Genomic DNA, 21,734 nt, shown 5'->3' with positions numbered 1-21,734 from the left:
CGTCTGACCAACGCGGCCTGATGTTTGCCAAGCCGGCTTCCCTGGGCAGATACTCAAAGGACACGCAGAAGTGCCTTCAGATGCCATGCGGCAACACCAAGCTCCAGAAGCCGTACTTCTTGTCGTGTCGAAGTCTCAGATCGGCAAGATAGGCGTCATGAGAAGCAATGCCGCCGAAATCAACTATGTGTCGGGCGAGCGACGTACCTTCTGCAAGGTGGCGCGCCGCATGCTTGTAGCGGCTCGAGCGAGCGGTATCGAGGGTGAAGTCGATCATGGCGCGCAACACGATCGTTGCAGCGACCGGGTGCTTTTGCGCGAGTGCCTCCGCTGCCGGCGTCATAAGTTCGTAAAGGTCGCCGTTAAGTTCGATCCTTCGCCGACACACAAGCTTTGCAGCCTCAGCAGGTGACGGCCACCGCAGGAAGAAGACGAGCGCCTGGTGGACATTGGGGAAACCCTGGGCATAGCTGAATGCCTTTTCCTCCGCTTCGAGATCATCGAAGTCTGGCAAACGCCGTAAATAGCTACGCAGGTGTTCATCGTTGAGCGACTGTTCAAAGCACTTCCAGCGAAATGCCTGTGCCTCCTCGCCGCGCTCAAGAGCCTCCAGCGCCTCGACGCGGGCAAGCTGCCATTCGAAGGGGACTTCGGAGCGACCCTTCGTGTCGACCTTGTCCAACGCCTTTAGCGCCTCGTCAGGTCGCCCCGCAGACAGCAGGCGATTGGCGATGTCCACCGCGACCATGGGCGCCCTGCGCGTCGTTTCCGGCTGCTGCGCGATGTAGGCATCGACGTCGCCCTGCACGTCGGCGATCTCCTGAATTGCAATGCGCACTGTCAGATCCCGATGGCTGCCGTAGACCTCGTCTTCATGCATAGGCCCCTGGCTGCCCCAGCCGATGACCTTGCGCTCATCTCCCACCGGCTTCTTCTCCTTCGCCTCCTTTCCCCACCGCACGAACAGAGTTTTAAGGCGTTCAAGGCCATCGTCTGCCAGCGCCGGCGCCATCGCCGTGATCAGCGGGTCAAACTGACCGTAACCGTTATCCTGCACGGCAGTGCAGACCTTGTCGGCCAGGCCATCAGTATCCACTTTGGCCGCCTTGGCGATGAGGCCTGCATCTCTGCATGCTTGGTGGAAGCTCTGGATGAGCGCGCCGCTGCCATCGTCGGATCGCTCGAAGATCGGCTCGGCGAGCGCGAGGAATTGCCAGATCAACCCGAACGCTTCTTTCGGATCGTCGGGGGCGATGACGTCCACGATCATTTTTCGCTGCGCCTCCAGATCGGTCCTGAGCGCCTTGACCTTTCGCCAGTCGACAAACGTCCGGGCGCGGGCAATACTTGCTAGACGTTTGCGAACCTCGCGGGCGGCCTCCGCACTACCGTGACTACCGGCAAGCTCGTTGCGCAACCGACGTTTTGTCGCGGCACTACCGGTGCTGATCTCCATCACCAATTCAGCCAGTCTCTTGGCGCCCAGCGTTTCCAGGTTCTTGGCGTTCAACGTCGTCTTCGGTGCCATCTATTTTTCCGGGAATTTGATCGAACAGAGGATATAGACCGCCAGCATCCGGGGCGACAACTGGGTGAGCTTTCGCGGTCAGTGACGTCGTTGCGAAACCGGCCGCGCCAGTTCGGTCTTGGCGCGCCGCCAGGCCATCCTACGCGTGATCTTGGAACAGCGGTTCCGTGACTGCTACCTTGACGAACAACAGCCCGACCTGGAAAACGAGCCGGCGGTCGAACGGACTTTCTTTGCCCTTCGCGAACTTGATTTGACTATCCAATTCGACGCTCGCTTGCCTATCTTTGGACAGTGCGCCCTTGATTACGAGCACGCTGAAAAGCGAAGCAATCATCAGGATAATCAAGACCAGCAGCAGCCTGTTTAACAGGGCCGTCCGTATCATGTGCAATATCCGACGCCTGGACATTTTGGCTTCCCAGAATGCTGGTTCGCGTTTCCAACAACGACACATCCAGCGACGCACTGCATTGCTCTTCGTCAAAGCGATGCCGACCCACCTTTGACGGCCATCAATGCGCGTCGCTTCCAAACGCGCTCTAATTGCCAGGTCCGGTGCTGACACGGCGCAAAGAGCAAGGCGAAGGCCGTCAAATCGAACTGCCCATTTGCTCACCTCTGTCGCAACCCGCACCCGTATTAGTTCGAAGGAGAAAGCAATCATGGCTGAGACTTCAACCAAACTTCCAATCAAGCAAGAAAAGGAACCCCCGGCTCGCACGGAATCGTGGATGCCTTTTGACAGCCTTCGGGCCGAAATCGACCGCCTGTTCGATGACTTTACTCCGAGCTTCTGGCGCCGTTCGTTTGAGCCTAACCCTCTTCGCCGGGCCTCTCTTTTGCCGAGCTGGGCCATCGCACCGGCCGTCGACCTGGTGGAAAAAGAGGCAAGCTACGAGATCACCGCCGAGCTGCCAGGGATCGAGGAGAAGGATATCGAGGTGAAGGTTTCAAACGGCAACCTGTCGATCCGCGGCGAAAAGCAGGAGGATCGAGAAGAAAAGGACAAGGAATATGTGTTGTCGGAACGGCGCTACGGCTCGTTCCAACGAACCTTCAAGCTGCCCGAGGGCATCAAAGCTGACGACATCACAGCGACCTTCTCCAAGGGCGTGCTGACGGTGACGCTGCCGAAGAGCAAGGAGGCTCTCCAGAACGATCGCAAGATTCAGGTGAAAGCAGCTTGAGAACTCGACGTCCGGCTCCACAGGGGACACGCTTCCTTTGTGGAGCTGCGCGTAAAATGGAGGAAGACATGCCCTTCAAGACAATTCTGAATGTGCTCGGAGAGCACGGTGCAGGCGAGGATCTTCAGATCGCGATGAAACTCGCAGGCGAGGTAAGTGCACATTTAACGGCCCTTCTGGTTGTTATGGCGCCCGTGCCGAGCGGGCGCTATCAGACGCTATCGCCGAGCTGGCTGGAAGTGCGCGAGCGCAACCTGCAGAAGCTAGCCGAAAGCCTCACGACTATCCGCGAGCGGATCGCAACGAGCGGCTTGTCGTTTGACGTCGACAGTGTTTACGCGGAAGTCACCGGACCAGCCTATGACATCGGTGAGAGGGCGCTTTACGCCGACCTGCTTTTGGCCGGGCCCGCCGCCTTTATGAACGAGGACCTGAAGCCACAGATCATTAGCGGTGGGCTGTTTCAGGCGGGACGCCCCGTCCTGTTCGTTCCACCCGATGTCAAGGTGACCCTGCGGCCAAAGACTATCCTGCTCGCGTGGGATTCGCGCCCGAGTGCAGCACATGCGGCAAGAGATGCCCTCGAAATGATGAGGATGGCTCAGTCCGTACACGTCACCATGGTCGACCCGGTTGCCGCCTCGAGAGTCAGTGGTGACGAACCGGGGGCGGACATCGCGACCTATCTTGCGCGTCACGGCATCAATGTCTCCGTCGATACCCTGCCCAGCTCGGGTCGGTTCGTGGTGGATACCCTGCACAGACACGCAGTTGACATCAATGCCGACATGATCGTCATGGGTGCCTATGGGCATTCCAAACTGCTGCAGCTGATCCTCGGCGGCGTCACGAAATCGATGTTTAAAGAGGCCAAATTTCCCATTTTAATGGCGCATTGAAGGCCAGATGGCAGGCGCCGGCAGATGATGGGGCAGGCATGAAACCGGGAATTCCACGCAATTGTTGGGTCTTGGCATCTGACCGCCAGGGCCTTGTCGCGCGGAACGCAAGGATTGCGTAACTCCTCGACCTCGCCACGATGGATTCCGCGATAAACCTTGAACCATAGGCACGCATGATTGGAAGCGGTCGCAAGAACACAGCGTATCAAGCAAGGGCCGCGCAGCTAGAAAGTTGGCTCAGCCCCACAGACAAGAGCAAGCGGAAGTGGGGTTGGTCGCCAGCGTTGCAATTGGACTGTCGGGCCTCGCACGCGATGAGGACATCAAGAACCTCGCGTTTGTTGCTTCCGTGCGCGTGCTTGGCCGGTCGCGGGGCAACTCGGCCACCGCGCGCCGTCCGTGGTCAGCGCAGAACCGGTAAAAGAGCATTTCAAGTTTGAGATATCGCTATCGAAGATCATTTCTCCAGCTGAAGCGTGGAGGCTGCTGATAACAGTCGGCATATCCAAACCCCGCGCATCACAGGGGGTGTGACCGGTGCAAATAGACACGGCAGCCGTCGCGCTGGCAGCGCGCAATCTCACGAAGATCTATCGAATGGGGGCCATCGACGTCCCCGCCCTTCGGGGCATCGATGTGGATCTTCACAAGGGAGAACTGCTTGTCCTTCTTGGACCATCCGGAAGCGGCAAGTCCACCCTGCTCAACATCCTAGGCGGCCTCGACAAGCCGACTAGCGGTGAAGTCCGGTTTGGCAATCAGTTGCTCGAGATGGACAGCGAACGCGCGCTCAATCGCTACAGACGCAACCATGTCGGCTTCGTCTTTCAATTCTACAACCTTATACCGAGTTTGACCGCACGCGAAAATGTCGCCCTTGTTACGGAGATCGCCAGGGATCCCATGCCGCCAGTCGACGCATTGACCCTTGTTGGGCTGCGCGACCGGCTCGATCATTACCCGGCACAGCTCTCTGGCGGCGAACAGCAACGGGTAGCTTGCCCGCGCTATTGCCAAGCGGCCCGACTTGCTGCTTTGCGATGAGCCGACTGGCGCGCTCGACAGCAAGACCGGAATTCTCGTGCTTGAAGGCATCCTCAAGATCAATCGAGAGTTCCAAACGACGACCGCGCTCATCACCCACAATGCTGTGATTGCCGAAATTGCAAATCGCGTCCTATATTTTGCGGACGGGCGCATCGTTGAAACGCGATGCAACGAAGTGCAACGTGCGCCCGGCGAGCTGACCTGGTGAGTAGCCGCGATGACGAGCCTCGACCGAAAGCTACTGCGACAGCTCTGGAGAATGAAGGCTCAGCTTCTGGCAATCGCACTGGTGATCGCGTCAGGCACGGCACTTTTGACCATGTCGTTGACCACGATCGAAGCACTTGAAGAGACGACTGCCGCTTATTATGAGCGCACCCGGTTTGCCGATATCTTCGCTTCCGCCAAACGCGTACCCGAATACCGCAGCCGCGACATAGCGAAGATCCCCGGCGTCAGGCTGGTCGAAACACGGCTCGACGAGCGTGCCATCCTCAACGTCGCCGGGTTTCTTGACCCAGTCGTTGCGCGGGTAATCTCCCTGCCCGAACGGGGCCCACAACTGTTGAATACACTTGTGATCCGATCTGGACGTTTGGTCGACCCGACTCGACCGGACGAGGTTGTGGTCAGCGAGCCTTTTGCGCAAGCGCATCGGTTGAAGCCCGGCGACAGCTTCGATGCCATCTTGCGAGGTCGCAAGCGCACATTGCAGATCGTGGGAACCGCGCTTAGCCCGGAATTCGTATATGCGATCGCTCCGGGGGGATTGATGCCGGACGACGAGCGCTTCGGCATTCTTTGGATGGGGCGGGACGCCTTGGCTGCCGCTTTCGACCTCAAGGCTTCCTTCAACAGCGTCTCGCTTAGCCTATTGCCGGGTGCTGACGCCAACGACGTCATTCGTCGGCTCGATGACATTCTCGTAAAATACGGTGGCATCGGGGCCTATGGCCGAGCGGACCAAACGTCAAACTGGTTCCTGGAAAGCGAAATAGCGCAACAGAGAAACCTCTCTCGCGTCATGCCCGCGATATTTCTGGCGGTGGCCACCTTTCTCACGAACCTGGTGATGGCACGTCTCGTCGATACCGAGCGACGGGAAATCGGCCTGTTGAAGGCTCTCGGCTATACCAACTGGGCGATCGGATGGCATTACTCCAAGCTGGTGTTCGCAATTGCAGCCACCGGTATCATGATAGGATCGCTCATCGGCGCGTGGCTTGGTCATTGGAACACCGAACTCTACACCAATTTCTACCGCTTTCCGTTCTTGCTCTATCGTCCCGGCCCTGACGGCTTCGTCTTTTCCGGTACGATTAGTCTAGCCGCGGCACTGGCCGGCAGCCTTATGGCGACCTACCGTGCCGTTCGGCTGCCGCCGGCCGAGGCCATGAAGCCGCCCTCGCCGCCCGCCTATCAGCGGACTTGGGCGTCGCAGGCCGCACTCACCGGTGCGCTCGACGAACCAACGCGCATGATCTTGCGACGGATCATCAGGTGGCCCGTGCGCGCATTGTTGACAAGTCTCGGGCTAGCGATGTCAACCGCGGTCATGATCATGGCCTTTCAATGGGTCGATGCGATCGACACTCTGGCCGAAACTGTCTTCGAACGCGGCCAGCACCAGGACGCGACGATCGCTTTCAACGAACTCCGCCCGTTCAAGACCGTTGGAGACTTCGAGAACCTGGATGGCGTGCTTTCGGCCGAGCCCTATCGTTACGTGTTCGCTCGCATCAGCCACGGGCATCTTGGCGAGCGCCAAGGCATCATCGGCGTGCTGGATGGCGCTATCCTCAGCCCGGTGTTCGATGTTTCGCACGGACGGATCGACGTCCCTCGTGACGGGTTGGTTGTCTCCAGCAAGCTTGCCGAACTGCTCCGCCTTGAGATCGGCGATACTGTCCTCGTCAAGCTCCTGGAGGGGCGCCAACCCCTCGTCAGCATGCCCGTCGTTCGTGTGTTCGAGACCTTTATCGGCAAGCCGGCCTATATGAACATGGACGCGCTCAATCGCCTTGCCGGAGACGGTCGTGTTGCAAGCGGCCTGCACATCCGCGTCGACGCGGCTGACCGTCCCGCCCTCATGGCAAAGCTCAAGGGCTTGCCGGGCATCTCTTCCATTCAGTTTCGTCAGGCCGCCATCGACACCTTCTATAGAACGATGGGCGAGACGATCTTCATCTTCATCGGCTTTTTCGTCGCGTTCTCGATGACCCTATCGGTCGCGGTGACCTACAACTCCATCCGCATCGCCCTTTCGGAGCGAACGCACGAGCTTGCAACGTTGCGCGTCCTCGGTTTCACGCGCTGGGAGATCTCCTACATTCTCCTGGGAGAAGTCGGCCTGCTCACATGGCTTGCCGTTCCTCTTGGGGCCGCGATTGGCCTTTGGCTCGCGTGGTGGATGACGAGCGCCTTCGAAACCGAACTCTACCGCGTGCCACTGGTGCTTCGCGATGCAACTTACGCCAAGGCAACCATCATCATGCTTGTCTCGGCATTGGTTTGCGCCGCGGTCGCGCGCCGGAGGCTCGATAAATTGGACCTAATCGCGGCGCTGAAGACAAGGGAGTAGCAGGTGCGCACGGCTCGAAAGCGACTGGCAATATGGGGAAGTCTGGCGGCATTGCTGGCAATCGGACTTGCCTATGCATTGCGACCGCAGCCGATCCAGGTCGACCTTGCGACGGCGCAGACCGGCCTTCTACGCGTTACGGTCGACGAGGAAGGGGAAACCCGCGTGCATGAAGTGTACACACTTCATGCACCCCTTCGTGGCCAGTTGCAGCGCATAACGGCCGAAGCTGGCGATCCAGTCAAGGCAGGAGAGACCTTGCTTGCTCAGATCGAACCAGCAGCTCCAGCCTTCCTGGACGTAAGAACAGAGGCAGAGCAGCGGGCAGCGGTGGAGGCTGCCGGGGCAACCTATAACCTTGCGGCCGCCGAACTCAACAAGGCAAAGGCGGACCTAACCTTTGCCGAGGGAGAGCGCGCGCGTGCGCGTCTGCTGATAGAGCGCAATACGATCTCGAGACGGGCACTTGACGATGCAGAACGCATCTACATTGTCGCTCAAGCCAACCTCGCCACGGCAGAGGCAGCGCTCAATGTCAGGCGGCATGAACTTAGCCAAGCACGCTCCCGGCTGCTGTCACGCCAGGAAATCAAGGACCGCAGCGGACCTTGTGAGTGCGTTCCATTGACTGCGCCCGTCAGTGGCGTCGTCCTAAGGGTCATGCGCCGCAGTGAAGGTGTGGTTGAAGCAGGTACTCCACTGCTGGAGATCGGCGATCCAGGTGACAAGGAGATCGTCGTCAATCTTCTCTCAGAGGACGCCGTCAAGCTCAAACCGGGTCAGAAGGCTATCGTTGGCGGCTGGGGCGGCGATGACCTGAATGCCGTAGTGCGCCGGATTGAGCCGTTCGGCCGAACTGAAGTGTCGTAAGCGGTGTTCTGTCCGCACCTTCCGGATCAGTGCGTGATTGACGATGTTGAGGCCGAACGAGGGCTTGGACATATGTCGATTTCACAGCTTACGCTTAAATCTAGCAATGAAGAGCCGGCGCGCCGGTTCGAGGTTTTCACGGGCAGCGGCCGACGGCGTGAGTGGAGCGAGGAGCGCAAGGCTGAGATCGTCGCCGAGAGTTACGAGCCGGGCGTGAAGGTCTGCGCTGTTGCGCGGCGTCACGGATTGACCCCGCAGCAATTGTTTACCTGGCGTCGGCTCGCCCGCAAGCCGCTCGAAGCTGTGCCGATCGTCGAGGATGTCCCAATGTTTGCGCCGGCGCTCCTGGACCTGCCGACAAAGCCTGTGGCGAAAGAGCCGGAGCCGGCGCGCGCATCGAGAAAGAAGTTAAGTAGCGGCGCAATAGAATTAGAAATCGGCGGGGCGATCATCAGGATCGCAGACGGCGCGGACGCGGCCACGATTGCCGCCGTCATTCGGGCGGTTAAGGCACAGCCGTGATCGGGCCGTCGGGAACTGTAAAGGTCATGGTCGCCACCCGGCCTGTCGATTTCCGCAAAGGCGCGGAGGGTCTGGCGGCGCTGGTCAAGGCCGAGATGGGTGCCGACCCGTTCTCTGGCGCGATCTATGTGTTCCGGGCCAAGCGCGCGGACCGGATCAAGCTGGTCTTCTGGGATGGCAGCGGGGTGTGCATTGTGTCTAAACGTCTCGAGGATGGCGAGTTCCACTGGCCCAAAATGCAGGACGGTGCGATGCGGCTGACGGCCGCCCAGTTCTCGGCATTGTTCGAGGGGCTGGATTGGAGGCGCGTTCATGCGCGGGTCGAGGCGCGGGTTCCGGAGAAGGCGGGATAGCCGCTGCGACCAATTGAATCAGGCTCACCCACGCCCTCGTCTTGGTCGCCGGATTATGCTGTTGTCGTTCCATGACGATGACGGCCGACGAGCTTCCCGACGACCTGAATGCGCTCAAAGCAATGGTGCTTTCGCGCGAGGCGGAGAATGCCCGGCTGCGCCAGATCATCAAGGAATTGCAGCGCCATCGCTTCGGCCGCAGAGCCGAGACGCTTCCCGAGGATCAGCTTCTCCTTGGGCTCGAAGAAGCCGAACAGGTCGAGGCGGACGGTCTGGAAGAGAATGAACAGGCTTCGAGCGATCTGCGCCGGGGGCGGGTCGCCACGCGGCGAATGAACCGCGGTTCACTTCCTGCGCATCTGCCGCGCATCGATGTCGTCATCGACATCAAGAGCCACGACTGCCCCTGCTGCGGCAACGACCTGCATCGCATGGGCGAGGACGTCAGCGAGAAGCTCGACATCGTGCCGGCCCAGTTCCGCGTCCTGGTGACACGCCGTCCCAAATATGCCTGCCGTGCTTGTGAAGAGGTCGTTGTCCAGGCTCCGGCTCCCGCGCGGCTTATCGAGGGCGGTATTCCGACCGAGGCGACCGTCGCCCAGGTTTTGGTCTCCAAATATGCCGATCACTTGCCCCTCTACAGGCAGGCGCAAATCTACAAGCGCCAGGGGATCGAGCTCGACCGCTCGACACTCGCCGACTGGGTCGGCCGTGCCGCCTGGCATCTGCGCCCGGTTCATCAGAGGCTGCTCGAGCATCTGAAGGCCTCGTCCAAGCTCTTCGCCGACGAGACGACTGCCCCGGTGCTTGATCCGGGTCGAGGGAAGACGAAGACCGGGCAGCTATGGGCCTATGCTCGTGATGACAGAGCGTGGCAAGGAGCCGATCCGCCGGGTGTCGTCTATATCTATGCGCCCGATCGCAAGAGCGAACGCCCAATGGCACATCTCAATGGCTTTGTCGGCGTCCTGCAGGTGGACGGATACGCGGGTTATCGAGCGCTCGCCGCTGGCAACAGCGTATCTTTGGCATTTTGCTGGAGCCATGTGCGTCGGCGCTTCTATGAACTGTCGGCCGCCGGTCCCGCTCCCATCGCCAGCGAAGCGCTCAGGCGCATCGCCGAACTCTACAGGATCGAAGACGATATCCGCGGCCGGACACACGAGGAACGCCGCACCGTCCGACAGGAGAAGAGCCGTCCGATCGCCGACAGCCTCGCATCGTGGCTCACCGAGCAACTCACCCTCATCAGCCAGAAGACCAAGCTCGCCGAGGCTATCCGCTACACGCTCTCACGTTTGGACGGGCTGACCCGTTTCATCGACGACGGCCGCATCGAGATCGACTCCAACACCGTCGAGCGTTCCATCAGGCCGATTGCCCTCAATCGGAAGAATGCACTCTTCGCCGGCTCTGACGCCGGGGCTGAACATTGGGCGACCATCGCATCGCTGATCGAAACGGCCAAGCTCAATAGCGTCGAGCCACTGAGCTATCTTACCGATGTGCTAACCAAAATTATGAATGGCCATCCAAACAGCCAACTCGACGACTTACTGCCTTGGGCCCGTGCGGTAAGGTCAGATATCAACGCCGCGGCCTAGCAAAAGGCATTCTATTACGGCGGCTTGAACGGAGAGCGGGATGGTGCGAGTTTTGCTGTTCATATTGGGGTCGATATTGGCCGTCTCCGGTGTATTGTTCCGATCCTTTTGGTTGTCTGAATGGGGCCCGTACACCTTCATCTTGCTGGTTTGGCTGACTATGTCGGTTGTCTTGGGTTGGGGAGGAAAAGGGAAGCCTTACTCCATTAGCTTCGGACTAATTTGCGCCAGCGGCATCGCTTTGGACCTTCTGGTAACACTCTTCATCAACGTCTACGTCGGGATGGGAGTGTTACTCGCGCTTGTTTATCTCGGCTTTAAAATGAAATTCTTTGAGCGCAGAGGCGAACAGCTACGGACTCACTCGCCAGAATAAAGGCGCCGGTCGGTGGCCGAGGTCATGCGGCAATCCGCACGATCAGGTGGTCTGCGAACACCGCTTACGAAGTGTCCGCGCTCGGCATTGAAGAACAGAGAGTGGATGTCATCCTCGATTTCGCCGACGCGCCGGATCGTTGGCGGCCGCTCGGGCATGGATATCACGCGGACGTGGAAATCATCCTGTTCGAAGACATGGTCCTAAAGCTGCCACTTGGAGCATTGTTTCGCCATGACGACAGCTGGGCCGTCTTTGTTGCGGGCGAAGGTCGCGCAAGATTAACGCCCGTCACCGTCGGCCAGCGCAACAGCCTGGAGGTAGAGATCAAAAATGGCGTGACGTCGGGCGAAAGGGTCATTCTTTACCCGAGCAACCGTATAGCAGACGGGGCTGCCATCGTTGAGCGATAGGCACTAAACGGCGTAATCTATTGCCGCGGTTGGCGATCACGGTGGCCTGGCAGAAACTGCTCATCTGCTTCGCGAAGCATCAGCAATTCCCGAATGGTTTCGTAATTCATCAGGCCGACGACACGCTGACTGCGATCGACGACCGCTGCGGCCGGCGCGCTCGCATCCTGCATCAGCCTTAGACTGGCGTCGATATGGGACCGTACGTCGACAGTGGGGATGTCGCGCCGCATGACACCTAGGATTGGCGCGTTCGTCCCTCTTTCTCTCATCGCCTGAACGATGCCCTCGCGCGTCATCAGCCCTTCGAACCGACCGGCTTTGTCTACAACGGGAAACTCACTTTGGCTGGTCGCGAGCAAAAGTTCTACTGCATCCCCGACACGGGCCTGCGGGCCGAGCGTTGCGAAGCTGGTGATCATCACGTCAGCAACGCTCGTGCCGTCAGAGATCGCCTGAAGCTCGTTGCCTTGTACTTCCGTTTCCGCGGCGAAATAGACGAAGATGGCAATCAGGATAAGCAGTGGATTGAAGAACAAGCCAAAGATACCCATTGCCAATGCGATCGCTTGCCCGATCCGAGCGGCAAGTTTTGTGGCGCGCGTCCACGACAAACGCCAGGCAAGAATGGCCCTCTAAACGCGACCACCATCCATCGGAAAGGCTGGCATCATGTTGAATATGAACAGGAAAATGTTGACGCCGGCAAGCCTGGCGAGAAAGTCGATACGGGGATCCTGGGGTGCCACCATTTGTTCCCAGCCGAGGGTGCCTCCGATCAAGACAACAACAAGTGTGGCAATCACGACGTTGACCAGAGGCCCTGCAACAGCAATCACGAACTCTTCGAGCGGCTTGGTTGGGCTGCGTTCCAACCTTGCAACCCCCCCGATCGGCAGGAGCGTGACATCCGGCGTCTTGATGCCAAAACCGCGAGCGGCTGCTATGTGCCCAAATTCATGGAGCAGCACGCACAAGAAAACACTGATGATGAAGGCAACTCCTTCCCAAGCGGCAGGCAATCCCCCGATCCGGTAGTGCATGACCCAGATCCAGATAAGCAGGAGGGCGAATGTCACGTGCACGCGGATCTCGGTCCCCGCGACAGTTCCAAGTTTGATGGACCATTGCATAACGTTCCCGTTCCTGCGTTTCCTGGCTTGGAGCGAATTTGCGAGCGACCACTACTCGGCCTCGATGCGATAGGCAGTGCCAGCGCGCAGGATATCGACCGAAATCTTTCCGTCGTTGGATTCCAAAAGGCCCTCAATTCGTCCGGCAGAGAAAGCGGGCTCGCCGTTGATGGCGGTGAGATAGTCCCCGGTACGAAGGCCAGCCGCATATGCTGCGCTATCGGGGGGAACCTCCAAAAGCACCGGGCCGGTCGGCATGCATGCGCGCGAAGGCGACGATACAGGCAAGCCAAAGACCACCGCGTCAAGCAATGGATGCATCGGGGCAGTTTGGATAGAGTCGGGATTTGAGAGCGTCAGTGCCAATCTCTGTGTCGCGTCTCCGCGGCGAACGTCCAGCGTGATGTGAGCATCGGGAGAAAGGAGGCTGACAAAATTATTGAAGGACACCTCCGTCGAAAGTGCGCGGCCATTGAGGGCTGTGATGATATCGCCGAGCCTTACGCCTTGACGTTCCGCTGCCGAATTGCAGGCGAGTTGGTCAACGACCAGGCCAGCGGAGACGCCTTCGTCGGTGCGGGCGAGTGTGACGGAAACCCCGAGCCATCCTCGTTTGATCTCACCATCCTTTATGAGAGCTTGGACGACCTGAGCCGCGATGTCAGAGGGTATCGCAAAGGCGATGCCCTGGCTCCTTTCATTGGGTATGGGCACGCCGCGCATTACCCCCACAAGCTCGCCAGCCGCGTTTACGAGCGCGCCGCCCGAACTGCCGGGATTAACGGCTGCGTCTGTCTGGATATAGTCTTCGTAGTCGTCGACACTGAGGCCGGAACGCCCCAGCCCACTCACGATCCCGAACGTGGCGGTCTGCTCGAGACCGAGTGGACTCCCCACCGCAGCCACGAAATCCCCCACTTTCAAGCCGGATGACCGGCCCCAGCCAAGGGCGACCAGGGGCGAGGCGTCAATCTTGATCACGGCTAGATCCGTCGTCGCGTCACTTCCAACGATTTCCGCCGGCAAGACCCGGCCGTCCTTAAGTGTGACAGCAACGTCATCGGCATCGGCTATCACATGTCGACTGGTGACGATGTAGCCTTGATCGCCATCAATGATCACTCCGGAACCGGTTGTCGTTGCGTTGGTCTCGACGATGAAAGCGCCCTCAGGCAGCCCCAAGATTCTGCGGACATTCTCGTCATCGAGCAGTTCGTTCGTCAGTACGCGATTGGCGGTAGTGCTAATGCCGACGATGGCCGGCCTTACGCGATCGAGCGTGCCGGAGAAACTCACTTCGAACCCGCTTGCCGAGGCGAAGGTGACTGCGGCCATGTGGATCACGAAGACAAGCAAAAAATCTGGGACACTCGGCATCTCTCGCGCTCCTTGCAATAGCGCCAGCATCTCAGCTTGGCGCGCCAGCGCATTGACGCGCGTCAATGCGCCCCCGTCTACGCGCACGAAGGTTCACCATTACGCCGATCTGTTTGCAGTTGATCGACAACCACATGTCCCCGCCAGCGCAATCGATGATGGACGTGGCAGGCGGTCCTCTTCACATCTGATCATTTCGCACGATTGATGATTTCCGGTTCGCAGCCCTCTTCGCTCCATATATGGTTTTCGTCTTGTCCGGCTTGACGAAAGGCTCGACTGCGACGTCGCTCTAAGCTGTGCAGTTCGGCGGCGCATCCCTGAAATCGTTGCCCTGGCGATGACAAACTAAAGCAACTCAAGCGGGCGGTTGAGCCCGCCGAAAATCAGCCGAACGCCGCCCGGCTCGGCCCTCTCACGCAATCAGTTCTATCGCGCTACTATGCAGCAACAGCATTCCCGCAGCGACGTGCTGCTGGTTGGCCCATCGTCTTTTGCGGAGGGGTTGTTGATGGGGATATTTCAGCTCAATGCATTTCGGCCCGAGATACGCGCGCCGGACCTGACGACCACGTCTGTCGACACGGTATTCTGGGAATCGGAGCATGAAGCAGAATATACGATCGGGTGGGTCCGGATTACACTTGGTCTTGCCTTGTTTGCGAGTGGTTTCCTTGTCTCGTCCGAAACGGCTGAACTCGCTCAAGAGTACAATCTGCACCAACTTCGCTTCACGGCGCTGATGACCGTTGCCGCCTTTCTGGCCCTCGGCATCGTGTCTTTCCTGCTCGTTATCAGCCGCCGGTTCAGGCCCTGGATGGCCTTTGCCTTGGTTACAGGAGACGCAGCGATCCTTGGGGCCAGCCTCTATTTTGCCCTCATTGGTATGGGCATGGGAGGAAATTGGGTGGTTGCGATGCCAACCATCTGGGCCGCCCCCCTCCTTCTAGCCGTCGGCGCGCTTCGATATCGGCCTCTCGTCCAGATATGGGCCACACTGACAACAATGGTGGCTGTCGTAGGCGTCGCGGCTGGGCTCGGCTTTAACCTGACGGGTGTTGTGAACCAGGCCTCCCTCGGCGATTTGGGAGAGAATATCGGCCGTCTCCTTTCATTGCCACCCTATCTCATGCGGGCCGTTATATTGATCTTAATGGGTCTGATAACGGCACTGGCCATGGCGCGTTCTCGGCGCCTTCTGATCCGCGTAGCAAGTGAGACAGCCAGGCGCGCGAACCTTGCTCGCTTTCTGCCGGCCGAAATCGTGCCATTGGTGGGGGAGAATGAAGTTGCCACATGGCGGCAAGGTCGCCGGCAGGAAGGCGCCATCCTATTCGTCGATATACGTGGGTTCACGGCTTATGCCGAAAACTTGGACCCAGCGAGGCTATCCATTTTCATTTCGTCTTTCCGGCGGCGTGTCATGTGGGCCACCGAAGCATGCGACGGCGTGATCGACAAGTTCATTGGCGACGGCGCTCTCGTCGTTTTCGGCATACCAGAACCGCGCCGTGATGATTGCGCACGCGCGATAGCCTGCGCTCATCGCATCCTCGCGCTCATAGAGCAATGGAACAGCAAACGTGGTTTCGATCCGCCTATCCGGGTCGGGATCGGTATCCACAGCGGCGAGATGTATTACGGCCTTGTCGGTGACGACGAACGGCTTGAATTCACCGTCCTTGGCGACACTGTCAATGTCGCTGCAAAGATCGAGCAGGCCACCAAGCGCTTCAACATCGCGCTGCTTGTCTCTGAGACTGTCGTCATGCAGGCAGGACAACATCACCTATGGAGCGAGGTCAGCCGTGAACCACTGGGTGGGCGTGGCGAGCATGTAGCGCTCTATGCCTTCAAGGGCGCCGAGCCTGCAGTTCAAGGCGCACATCATGTATCCAGCTTGTCCGGCCGCAGATGAGGAATTTCGATCCGTTATCGATTAATTCTAGACAAGCAACTTTCATATCAGGACGGCAGAAATGGACGGCTCTGCGCGGACCCTGAGTGCGGGCGAACGTGCACGTTGTCAGTTTCGAGCCAATCGGCTGAGCCGTCCCCCACAATGCAACTCGACACGAACGGATTTCAATGCTTCGATGGGCCATGGCCTGGAGGATGGGATGGCTTACGAGTGGGGTGAAAAGCGCGCGAGGCGCGATCGGCTTTGGAAAGTCGCCGCCGTGCTGGTGGTGACACTTGTTACAGCAGGAATTCCGACGGCGATCGTGTTTGCCGCGATGAGGTATTGAGCGCAAGCTCGCTTGCGGACCAGTGAGCATTCACGCTCATCTAGTCGAACATGCAGGGCCAGCTTGCCGGCACAGAAAGTCCGGGCGGCAGTTTCGTGTCGGCATCCCCACAGGCTGTGTCGATCTGAGATTGCTGCAAGCCGGTCGCAGCCGAGAGGTCGGCCCCCTCTATTCTCGTCAGAAATAAAATAGAACGATCGAATTTACTAAACCCTGCGAAAGATGCACCACTGAAGTCGGCTCGCGACAAGTTTGCGCGCGAAAAATGAACGTCTTGGAGCTTCGCACCACCGAACTTGGCACGGCCGAGCTCCGACTTCTCAAAATTGACCCTGACGAGATCCGCCCGACTGAAATCGGCCCGCTGTAGCTCGGCACCTTCAAAAGAAACGTCCTGAGCGAAGAAGCGGACAAAGCTGGCCCGGTAAGCTTCGGCTCGAGCAAAAGTCGTCTTCCTCGCACTGGCCCCGTCCAGCGAGGCGCGCACCAGCTTTGCTTTTTCGAGATTTGCGAACCTTAGGTTTGCGTCGCGGAGATCGGTCATAGTGAAATTCGCGCCAAATAGGTTGGCGCCTTCTAAGTCCGCGCCGGCAAGCATGAGACGGCTCTTGTTGCATTCGCTCCAGTTCACGCCTGGCTCCGGCCAGCCTTTGCAATGGGCCGCCAGCGCGGAACTCCCGAAAACGAAGATCGTTAGATAAAACAGCAAGATGGCGGCGACCGACACCGAGGTTTCCCCCGCGTCTCCGACACTGTTTGAGGCATTGAGAAGCCTACGGAAAGCCGTGGTCTGTAGCCTAGAGTCTTCGAACACGTCGGTATCGTTTCTCATCAGGGATCTGTCCGAACGCATCTAGCCAATGTGCGCATTCCGATCGAGCTGGTACAAACCCGAGACCGATTTGGTGGGGGCGCGATCGTTTTAGGGATATCTGATTGCGGTCGCTCCGACATTGACGGGGATCAACGCCAGCCATCGGGCGAGGCAACCCATCATTTGAGGCGCCTCCGGCGACGAGCTGCGCCGAGCATCAGGCTGAACAAGCGGATGAAGCATCCAGAAAATGCATCAACCGTCCTTTCAGCTGGATATCCTTGATCCCCTCGCCTTTTTGCATGCGCCTTGGGCTTTGCCGCTGATGCGCTGCCAGTCTGTCAACCACGATCGCTTTCTCGACGGAAGCGATAGTCGCCTTTCGATGCGCGCACTGCTTTGGCGATAGCTTTGTTGATGAAATCAACTTTGCAAATTTCGGGGTGGAACTTGCGGCCGCCCCATCGACGCAACGCTTTATGCTCTTCATGGTCGGGGTTGATCCAGCCCTCAAGGAATTCGGCATAACCTGAAGGCCCACCAACGTCTTCTGGAGGGCCCGAAAGTGCGGCTGATCTTGGGCTCGACACCGAGGATATGGACCTCGGCGCGCACAATGAAGCTTTCTGGATCGAGGGGGTGAAGCATGTCGCAGATCATGCCGTGCTTGGTTGTCGTGGGCAATGGATCCGGCAATCGATCCTGGCGAAATCTCTCACACTCACGGGTACGGCCGGCAGTAGCGCCGTGCTGCGTTGGCCGAGGAGCCCGCGCGGCGTCGTGCTGATCGGCGGGTTGATCCAGCGCAACGTTGGCTGACGCCAGAGCCGGTAATGTCATAGGTATTAGGGCTGGAGGGACCAATGGAGAAACGCGTTCAGGTTAGAGGCGACCGCAGCGCCGCAACTGCGCTCAAGCCACAAGAGGAAAGGCATAGCCCTGGCGTCATTCAGACTGGCGTAATCTGTGACCGCTCCACCCATCCAATACTGACCATAGGGATCGTCGGCGCATATTTGAAGAATGTGTGCCTGAAATGAGAATCTCGCGGCTTGCGGAGTTGGATGACAATTCCATCATTACGGCCGATCTGGTTATCGTGGGGGCTGGCCCTACTGGTCTGACAATCGCTGAACAGTGTTCGGGACCGGGCAGAAAGGTGCTGGTCGTCGAGAGCGGGGAAGAACTCGAGACCGCTGAACATTCGGCGCTCAATGAAGTTGAAAACATCGGCGAGCTTCAAACCGAGGCTCAGATCCGCAAGAGAACTGAATTTCATGGCTCGCAAGCCAGGTTCTGGTCACCTGAGGTGCAGCCTTTTGGCGTTCGGTGCAGGGCGTTTGGGGGGGCAACGCACGCGTGGGCGGGGAAATCGGCTCCGTTTGATGAGCTCGACTTCAAGGCGAGAAGCTGGGTGCCGCATTCTGGGTGGCCGATAGATCACCAACACATCACGCCCTATCTCCTGCGGGCGATCGATGTCTTGAACCTCAGCCCGAAGCAACCGCCGGGACGCTTCCACAAGGAAGGTCTGCATTCATTCTATTGGCAGTTTGCTCGTTCGCGCATCGATCGCCTTGACATCATGCGGTTCGGCCAAGAGTTCCTGGCTCGCCGCCCTGCCAATTTGCATGTTCTTCTTGACGCGACGGTGAGATGCGTGGGCCTGAACCGCGAAGGATCGAAGTTTTCGCACATAGACGTTGTGAGTGTGGGTGGCAAATGCGCTCGCATCAACGCCACATTCTGTGTGCTGGCCTCCGGCGGAATTGAGAATGCCCGGTTGTTGCTAGCGTCCAATGATGTCTGTTCAAAAGGCATAGGCAATCACTTCGATGTCGTCGGGCGATACCTGATGGATCACGTTTCAGCACGTGTTGGGAGATTCCAGACTGATCAAATTGCGGAGCTAACAAAGCTCTTCGGCTTCTATGGGCTTCACCATGAGAACCGTGCGCACATGTTCGCGCACGGCCTGGCTCTTACTCCGGAGGTGCAAGAGCGCGACCAGATCCTGAATGCTGCTGTCTTCTTCTCAACTGAACGTGCATCCGACGATCCATGGGTTGCCTTGAAGAAGCTTTTGAACTCGCGCAGCTCCGATGTCGGACGAGATCTGCTCTCGGTTGTTTCCGGGTCCGGTTTCATTGCCAGAGGGATGGGCATGAAAATCCTATCAGACACCCGAACACCCAAGATCATCAAGGATCTCATCGTGAACGGCGCGATCCTGCTTTCACCCAATCTTGTTGCCGAAGAGTTCCAGTCTCGTGGGCTGCCACACAAGTTGTCCGGCTTGAGAATCGAAGCGATCTGCGAACAGGCGCCGGACGCCTCAAGCAGGGTAACCCTCAGTGACAGAAAGGACCGTTTCGGCGTGCCGCTGGCCAAGATCGACTGGCGCATTGGCGATCTCGAACGCAAGACATTGCTCAGAATTGCCGAATTATCGCATCAGGCTCTTGGTCGGGCCGAGCTGCCCACCCCAATTCTGGAATCCTGGACAAGAGACCGACCACAAGATCTAGTCATTATTGACATGGCGCACACGCTTGGCGCGACGCGTATGGCGACCGATCGGACGAAGGGTGTCGTCGACCCCGACTGCAGAGTTCACGGCGTGGACAACTTGTATGTTGCCGGCGGCTCGGTGTTTCCGACCAGCGGTCACGCCAATCCCACATTGATGATCCTTGCGCTCGCAACGCGACTGGCTGATCATCTGAATTTGAAGGTGGCGCGAAACTGCGCGTATCAAACGTCGTAACGTTCTCGCGCACAGCGACCTGGGAGGCGCGGATAACGTCCAGCCAAGACAAAGGATATCTCGGGTGATCCATTTCGAAGACGCGCCTCTCATCGCTTTCCGCTCCGTGTGACGGCGCCGCCTCGCGCAAGACAGATTCCTGCGCACGTAGACTGGCTGCATTCACGGGTGGTGTTGATCATGAGCAAAGTCACCGCCGCGCTTCATGAGAGCAGGCGGAGATCACGCGGCACGCCGGGCTTGGCGCCTGCGACAATGTCGGTGAACTAGGAGAATTCTTGCGGAGTATGCGGATGCTTCGTCCGCTGAGCCCGCTCAGCACTCAGAAGGGGAAAGGGTGCGGGCTTTAACAATGCGTTCATATGCACCGAAAAGACCAATATCCAGGCGGTCGACCAACCGAGCCCCGCCACGCTAAGCCAGATCGTCGCTGGCCCCGGCCATATGGCCAGACCTCGCGCAACGGCGGCACAGAACACAAGCGCCAGCGCGCACCAGTGTCGTCGGCGGGGCACAAGCTCTGCGCCCGTCGAACGACGCATCGTCACACGGGCGACAATCGCAAGGATCATCGGCCCCATGGTCGCCATGGTCAGGACATGCACCTGCACCATCTGCGACACCAGCCCGGACCTCGCAGCCAAGGTGGCGAGCAGTCCCGGAACAAGACCGGCATAGCCGAGGCACAGCATCCGGTTCGCTTGTCCAAGCCGGAGTCCGTCGAGACAGCTGACAGCGACCCAGAAGATTGCAGCAAAAAGCGCGAAGGCTCCCATTTCCCCTTCGTGAAGAAGACCTACCCCCAAAAGGACTGTTCCCACCCAAAGCGGCGGCCTAGGCTGCGCACCAAGGCCACGCCGGCGGCGCGCCTCGGCGGCGAAAGCGCGCACAAGCCGTCCGCCCACAAGGAAGACAAGCGCCGCAATGGCCAAGGGGAAAACCCCTGCGAGATCCGATCGGGCAAAGAGCATAGTTTCCGCCACGACTAGCGTCAGCGGTACCATTGCCAGGGGCACCTTATCCCATCGCCTTGCCCGCAATACGGGCCACAGAACCACAAAGCCGACCGGCAGCGACGACAGGTAGAACGGCCAGAGATCTTCCGAAAAGACCAGGCAGGCCAATCGTCCACCGAGGGCGAGCACAGCAACAGGAAGGACTGGCGCCGAAATTGGGCGTCCCGTCCACGCCAATTGGGCCGTCATGATGTAGCCGCAGATCGCAATTCCGCCAAAGCCGAACAAACCCAGCCTGACATGGGCCAGCCGCGGGTCGTTGAGCGGGAAGAGCCACAGCCACGGGAGCACGGCGGCCATGACCGCGGCAAGCGCAAAGAACGCACCTGCCGGATGGAAAATCAACAGTGAACGGCCTGCGCGAGCACTCTCCAAGAGCGATGCCCTCTCGATGACGTCACGGACGCTCAACTTGACGACGACGACCTCGGCCGAAAAGCCCTTACGCGGGCGGGATCGGTGTCCATCCAGCCCGCCCCGATCAGGTCGAGGCAGTAGGGTACTGCCGCAAAGACTGCATCAAGACTGAAGCGGATCGCACTCGGTTTCCCAGGCAGATTGATGATCAGCGTCTTGCCTCGCGTCCCGGCCAGTTGCCGGGAAAGAATCGCTGTCGGCGTCTGTTCGAGGCTGGCGCGCCGAAGCTGCTCGCCGAAGCCCGGCAATTCCCTGCTGACGACTGCGCGCATAGCCTCCGGCGTCTCGTCGCGCGGGGCAGGTCCCGTCCCGCCCGTCGTCAGGATCAGATCGGCATGCAGTTCATCGCATAGCGAAAGAAGCGTGTCACACACCGGGGCAACCCCGTCGGGAATGATCCGCCTGACGACCTCGAACGGCGTCACGATCGTCTCCCGCAACCATTGTTCGACGGCAGGGCCGCTCAAGTCCTCGTACTCGCCGCGGCTGGCGCGATCCGAAATGGTAACGACGGCTATTAGCATGTTCAACCTTAAGGAGTACCCCACTGCATGGTCCGTTCGCCTTAAAGGCGA

The 21,734-nt window shown here is 59.1% G+C and carries 16 protein-coding genes and 5 pseudogenes; 12 read left to right on the top strand and 9 right to left on the bottom strand.

The window, feature by feature from the left end:
• Window positions 1-76 precede the first annotated feature (76 nt).
• Both AC07UR_RS08570 and AC07UR_RS08565 read right to left on the bottom strand, forming a co-directional pair.
• The gene (locus tag AC07UR_RS08570) at window positions 77-1,528 is read right to left on the bottom strand and encodes a DUF6880 family protein (RefSeq protein WP_494700027.1); all 1,452 of its coding nucleotides are present in this window, start codon (window positions 1,526-1,528) and stop codon (window positions 77-79) included.
• A 139-nt stretch (window positions 1,529-1,667) separates the two neighbouring features.
• A complete protein-coding gene (locus AC07UR_RS08565) occupies window positions 1,668-2,195 on the bottom strand; it encodes a hypothetical protein (protein ID WP_209789653.1) in 528 nt (175 codons plus the stop codon).
• Here AC07UR_RS08565 and AC07UR_RS08560 point away from each other — a divergent pair.
• The 9 genes and pseudogenes from AC07UR_RS08560 to AC07UR_RS08520 all read left to right on the top strand — a co-directional run.
• Entirely contained in the window at window positions 2,194-2,718 is a 525-nt protein-coding gene (locus AC07UR_RS08560; RefSeq protein WP_209789652.1) for an Hsp20/alpha crystallin family protein, read from the top strand. The two genes, AC07UR_RS08565 and AC07UR_RS08560, sit on opposite strands and share 2 nt — an antisense overlap.
• A 68-nt stretch (window positions 2,719-2,786) precedes the next feature.
• Window positions 2,787-3,617, top strand: coding sequence for a universal stress protein (locus AC07UR_RS08555; RefSeq protein WP_209789651.1), 831 nt, complete (start codon window positions 2,787-2,789; stop codon window positions 3,615-3,617).
• 600 nt (window positions 3,618-4,217) lie between these two features.
• Window positions 4,218-4,875, top strand: a pseudogene (locus tag AC07UR_RS08550) (ABC transporter ATP-binding protein).
• 9 nt (window positions 4,876-4,884) lie between these two features.
• Window positions 4,885-7,248, top strand: a complete 2,364-nt coding sequence (locus AC07UR_RS08545) for an ABC transporter permease (protein WP_209789650.1) — start codon at window positions 4,885-4,887, stop codon at window positions 7,246-7,248.
• A gap of 3 nt (window positions 7,249-7,251) precedes the next feature.
• Window positions 7,252-8,115, top strand: a pseudogene (locus tag AC07UR_RS08540) (efflux RND transporter periplasmic adaptor subunit); the annotation flags it as partial.
• A gap of 36 nt (window positions 8,116-8,151) precedes the next feature.
• Window positions 8,152-8,640, top strand: coding sequence for an IS66-like element accessory protein TnpA (tnpA, locus tag AC07UR_RS08535; RefSeq protein ID WP_494724401.1), 489 nt, complete (start codon window positions 8,152-8,154; stop codon window positions 8,638-8,640).
• Entirely contained in the window at window positions 8,637-8,993 is a 357-nt protein-coding gene (tnpB, locus tag AC07UR_RS08530) for an IS66 family insertion sequence element accessory protein TnpB (RefSeq protein ID WP_209789648.1), read from the top strand. The genes tnpA and tnpB overlap by 4 nt, the downstream gene beginning before the upstream one ends.
• A 71-nt stretch (window positions 8,994-9,064) precedes the next feature.
• A complete protein-coding gene (gene tnpC / locus AC07UR_RS08525) occupies window positions 9,065-10,597 on the top strand; it encodes an IS66 family transposase (RefSeq protein WP_209789647.1) in 1,533 nt (510 codons plus the stop codon).
• A gap of 444 nt (window positions 10,598-11,041) precedes the next feature.
• Window positions 11,042-11,386: pseudogene (locus tag AC07UR_RS08520) on the top strand (permuted SH3 domain-containing protein); the annotation flags it as partial.
• A gap of 17 nt (window positions 11,387-11,403) precedes the next feature.
• Here AC07UR_RS08520 and AC07UR_RS08515 read toward each other — a convergent pair.
• A pseudogene (locus tag AC07UR_RS08515) lies at window positions 11,404-12,519 on the bottom strand (site-2 protease family protein).
• A 51-nt stretch (window positions 12,520-12,570) separates the two neighbouring features.
• The gene (locus AC07UR_RS08510; RefSeq protein ID WP_234941698.1) at window positions 12,571-13,962 is read right to left on the bottom strand and encodes a trypsin-like peptidase domain-containing protein; all 1,392 of its coding nucleotides are present in this window, start codon (window positions 13,960-13,962) and stop codon (window positions 12,571-12,573) included.
• Between the two features lie 304 nt (window positions 13,963-14,266).
• Between AC07UR_RS08510 and AC07UR_RS08505 the strand changes: the two genes are divergently transcribed.
• Window positions 14,267-15,814, top strand: coding sequence for an adenylate/guanylate cyclase domain-containing protein (locus AC07UR_RS08505; protein WP_234941697.1), 1,548 nt, complete (start codon window positions 14,267-14,269; stop codon window positions 15,812-15,814).
• A gap of 202 nt (window positions 15,815-16,016) precedes the next feature.
• On the top strand, window positions 16,017-16,145 hold the full coding sequence (locus AC07UR_RS08500) for a hypothetical protein (RefSeq protein WP_494701947.1): 129 nt from the start codon (window positions 16,017-16,019) through the stop codon (window positions 16,143-16,145).
• Window positions 16,146-16,185: 40 nt separating this feature from the next.
• Here AC07UR_RS08500 and AC07UR_RS08495 read toward each other — a convergent pair whose 3' ends face one another.
• From AC07UR_RS08495 to AC07UR_RS08485, 3 genes and pseudogenes are all read right to left on the bottom strand, one after another.
• A complete protein-coding gene (locus tag AC07UR_RS08495; protein WP_209789646.1) occupies window positions 16,186-16,977 on the bottom strand; it encodes a pentapeptide repeat-containing protein in 792 nt (263 codons plus the stop codon).
• Window positions 16,978-17,176: 199 nt separating this feature from the next.
• Window positions 17,177-17,449: a hypothetical protein gene (locus AC07UR_RS08490; protein ID WP_327795831.1), complete on the bottom strand. Its 273-nt coding sequence runs from the start codon at window positions 17,447-17,449 to the stop codon at window positions 17,177-17,179.
• Window positions 17,445-17,549 (bottom strand): annotated as a pseudogene (locus AC07UR_RS08485) (IS1096 element passenger TnpR family protein); the annotation flags it as partial. The gene AC07UR_RS08490 and the pseudogene AC07UR_RS08485, both read right to left, overlap by 5 nt.
• A 470-nt stretch (window positions 17,550-18,019) precedes the next feature.
• Here AC07UR_RS08485 and AC07UR_RS08480 point away from each other — a divergent pair.
• Entirely contained in the window at window positions 18,020-19,726 is a 1,707-nt protein-coding gene (locus AC07UR_RS08480) for a GMC oxidoreductase (protein ID WP_494724400.1), read from the top strand.
• A gap of 266 nt (window positions 19,727-19,992) precedes the next feature.
• Here the strand turns inward: AC07UR_RS08480 and AC07UR_RS08475 are convergent, their stop codons facing one another.
• Both AC07UR_RS08475 and mog read right to left on the bottom strand, forming a co-directional pair.
• Window positions 19,993-21,087 (bottom strand): NnrS family protein, encoded by a 1,095-nt coding sequence (locus AC07UR_RS08475; protein ID WP_209789645.1) that lies wholly within the window; start codon window positions 21,085-21,087, stop codon window positions 19,993-19,995.
• Window positions 21,088-21,149: 62 nt separating this feature from the next.
• Complete coding sequence (gene mog, locus AC07UR_RS08470) at window positions 21,150-21,683, bottom strand: molybdopterin adenylyltransferase (protein WP_209789644.1); 534 nt, start codon at window positions 21,681-21,683, stop codon at window positions 21,150-21,152.
• Between the last annotated feature and the right edge of the window lie 51 nt (window positions 21,684-21,734).

This window comes from Ensifer sp. GW821-FHT05G01 (assembly GCF_059419585.1).
Note: the sequence above shows the minus strand (reverse complement) of the source record. Positions and strands in the feature narration are given on the sequence as shown.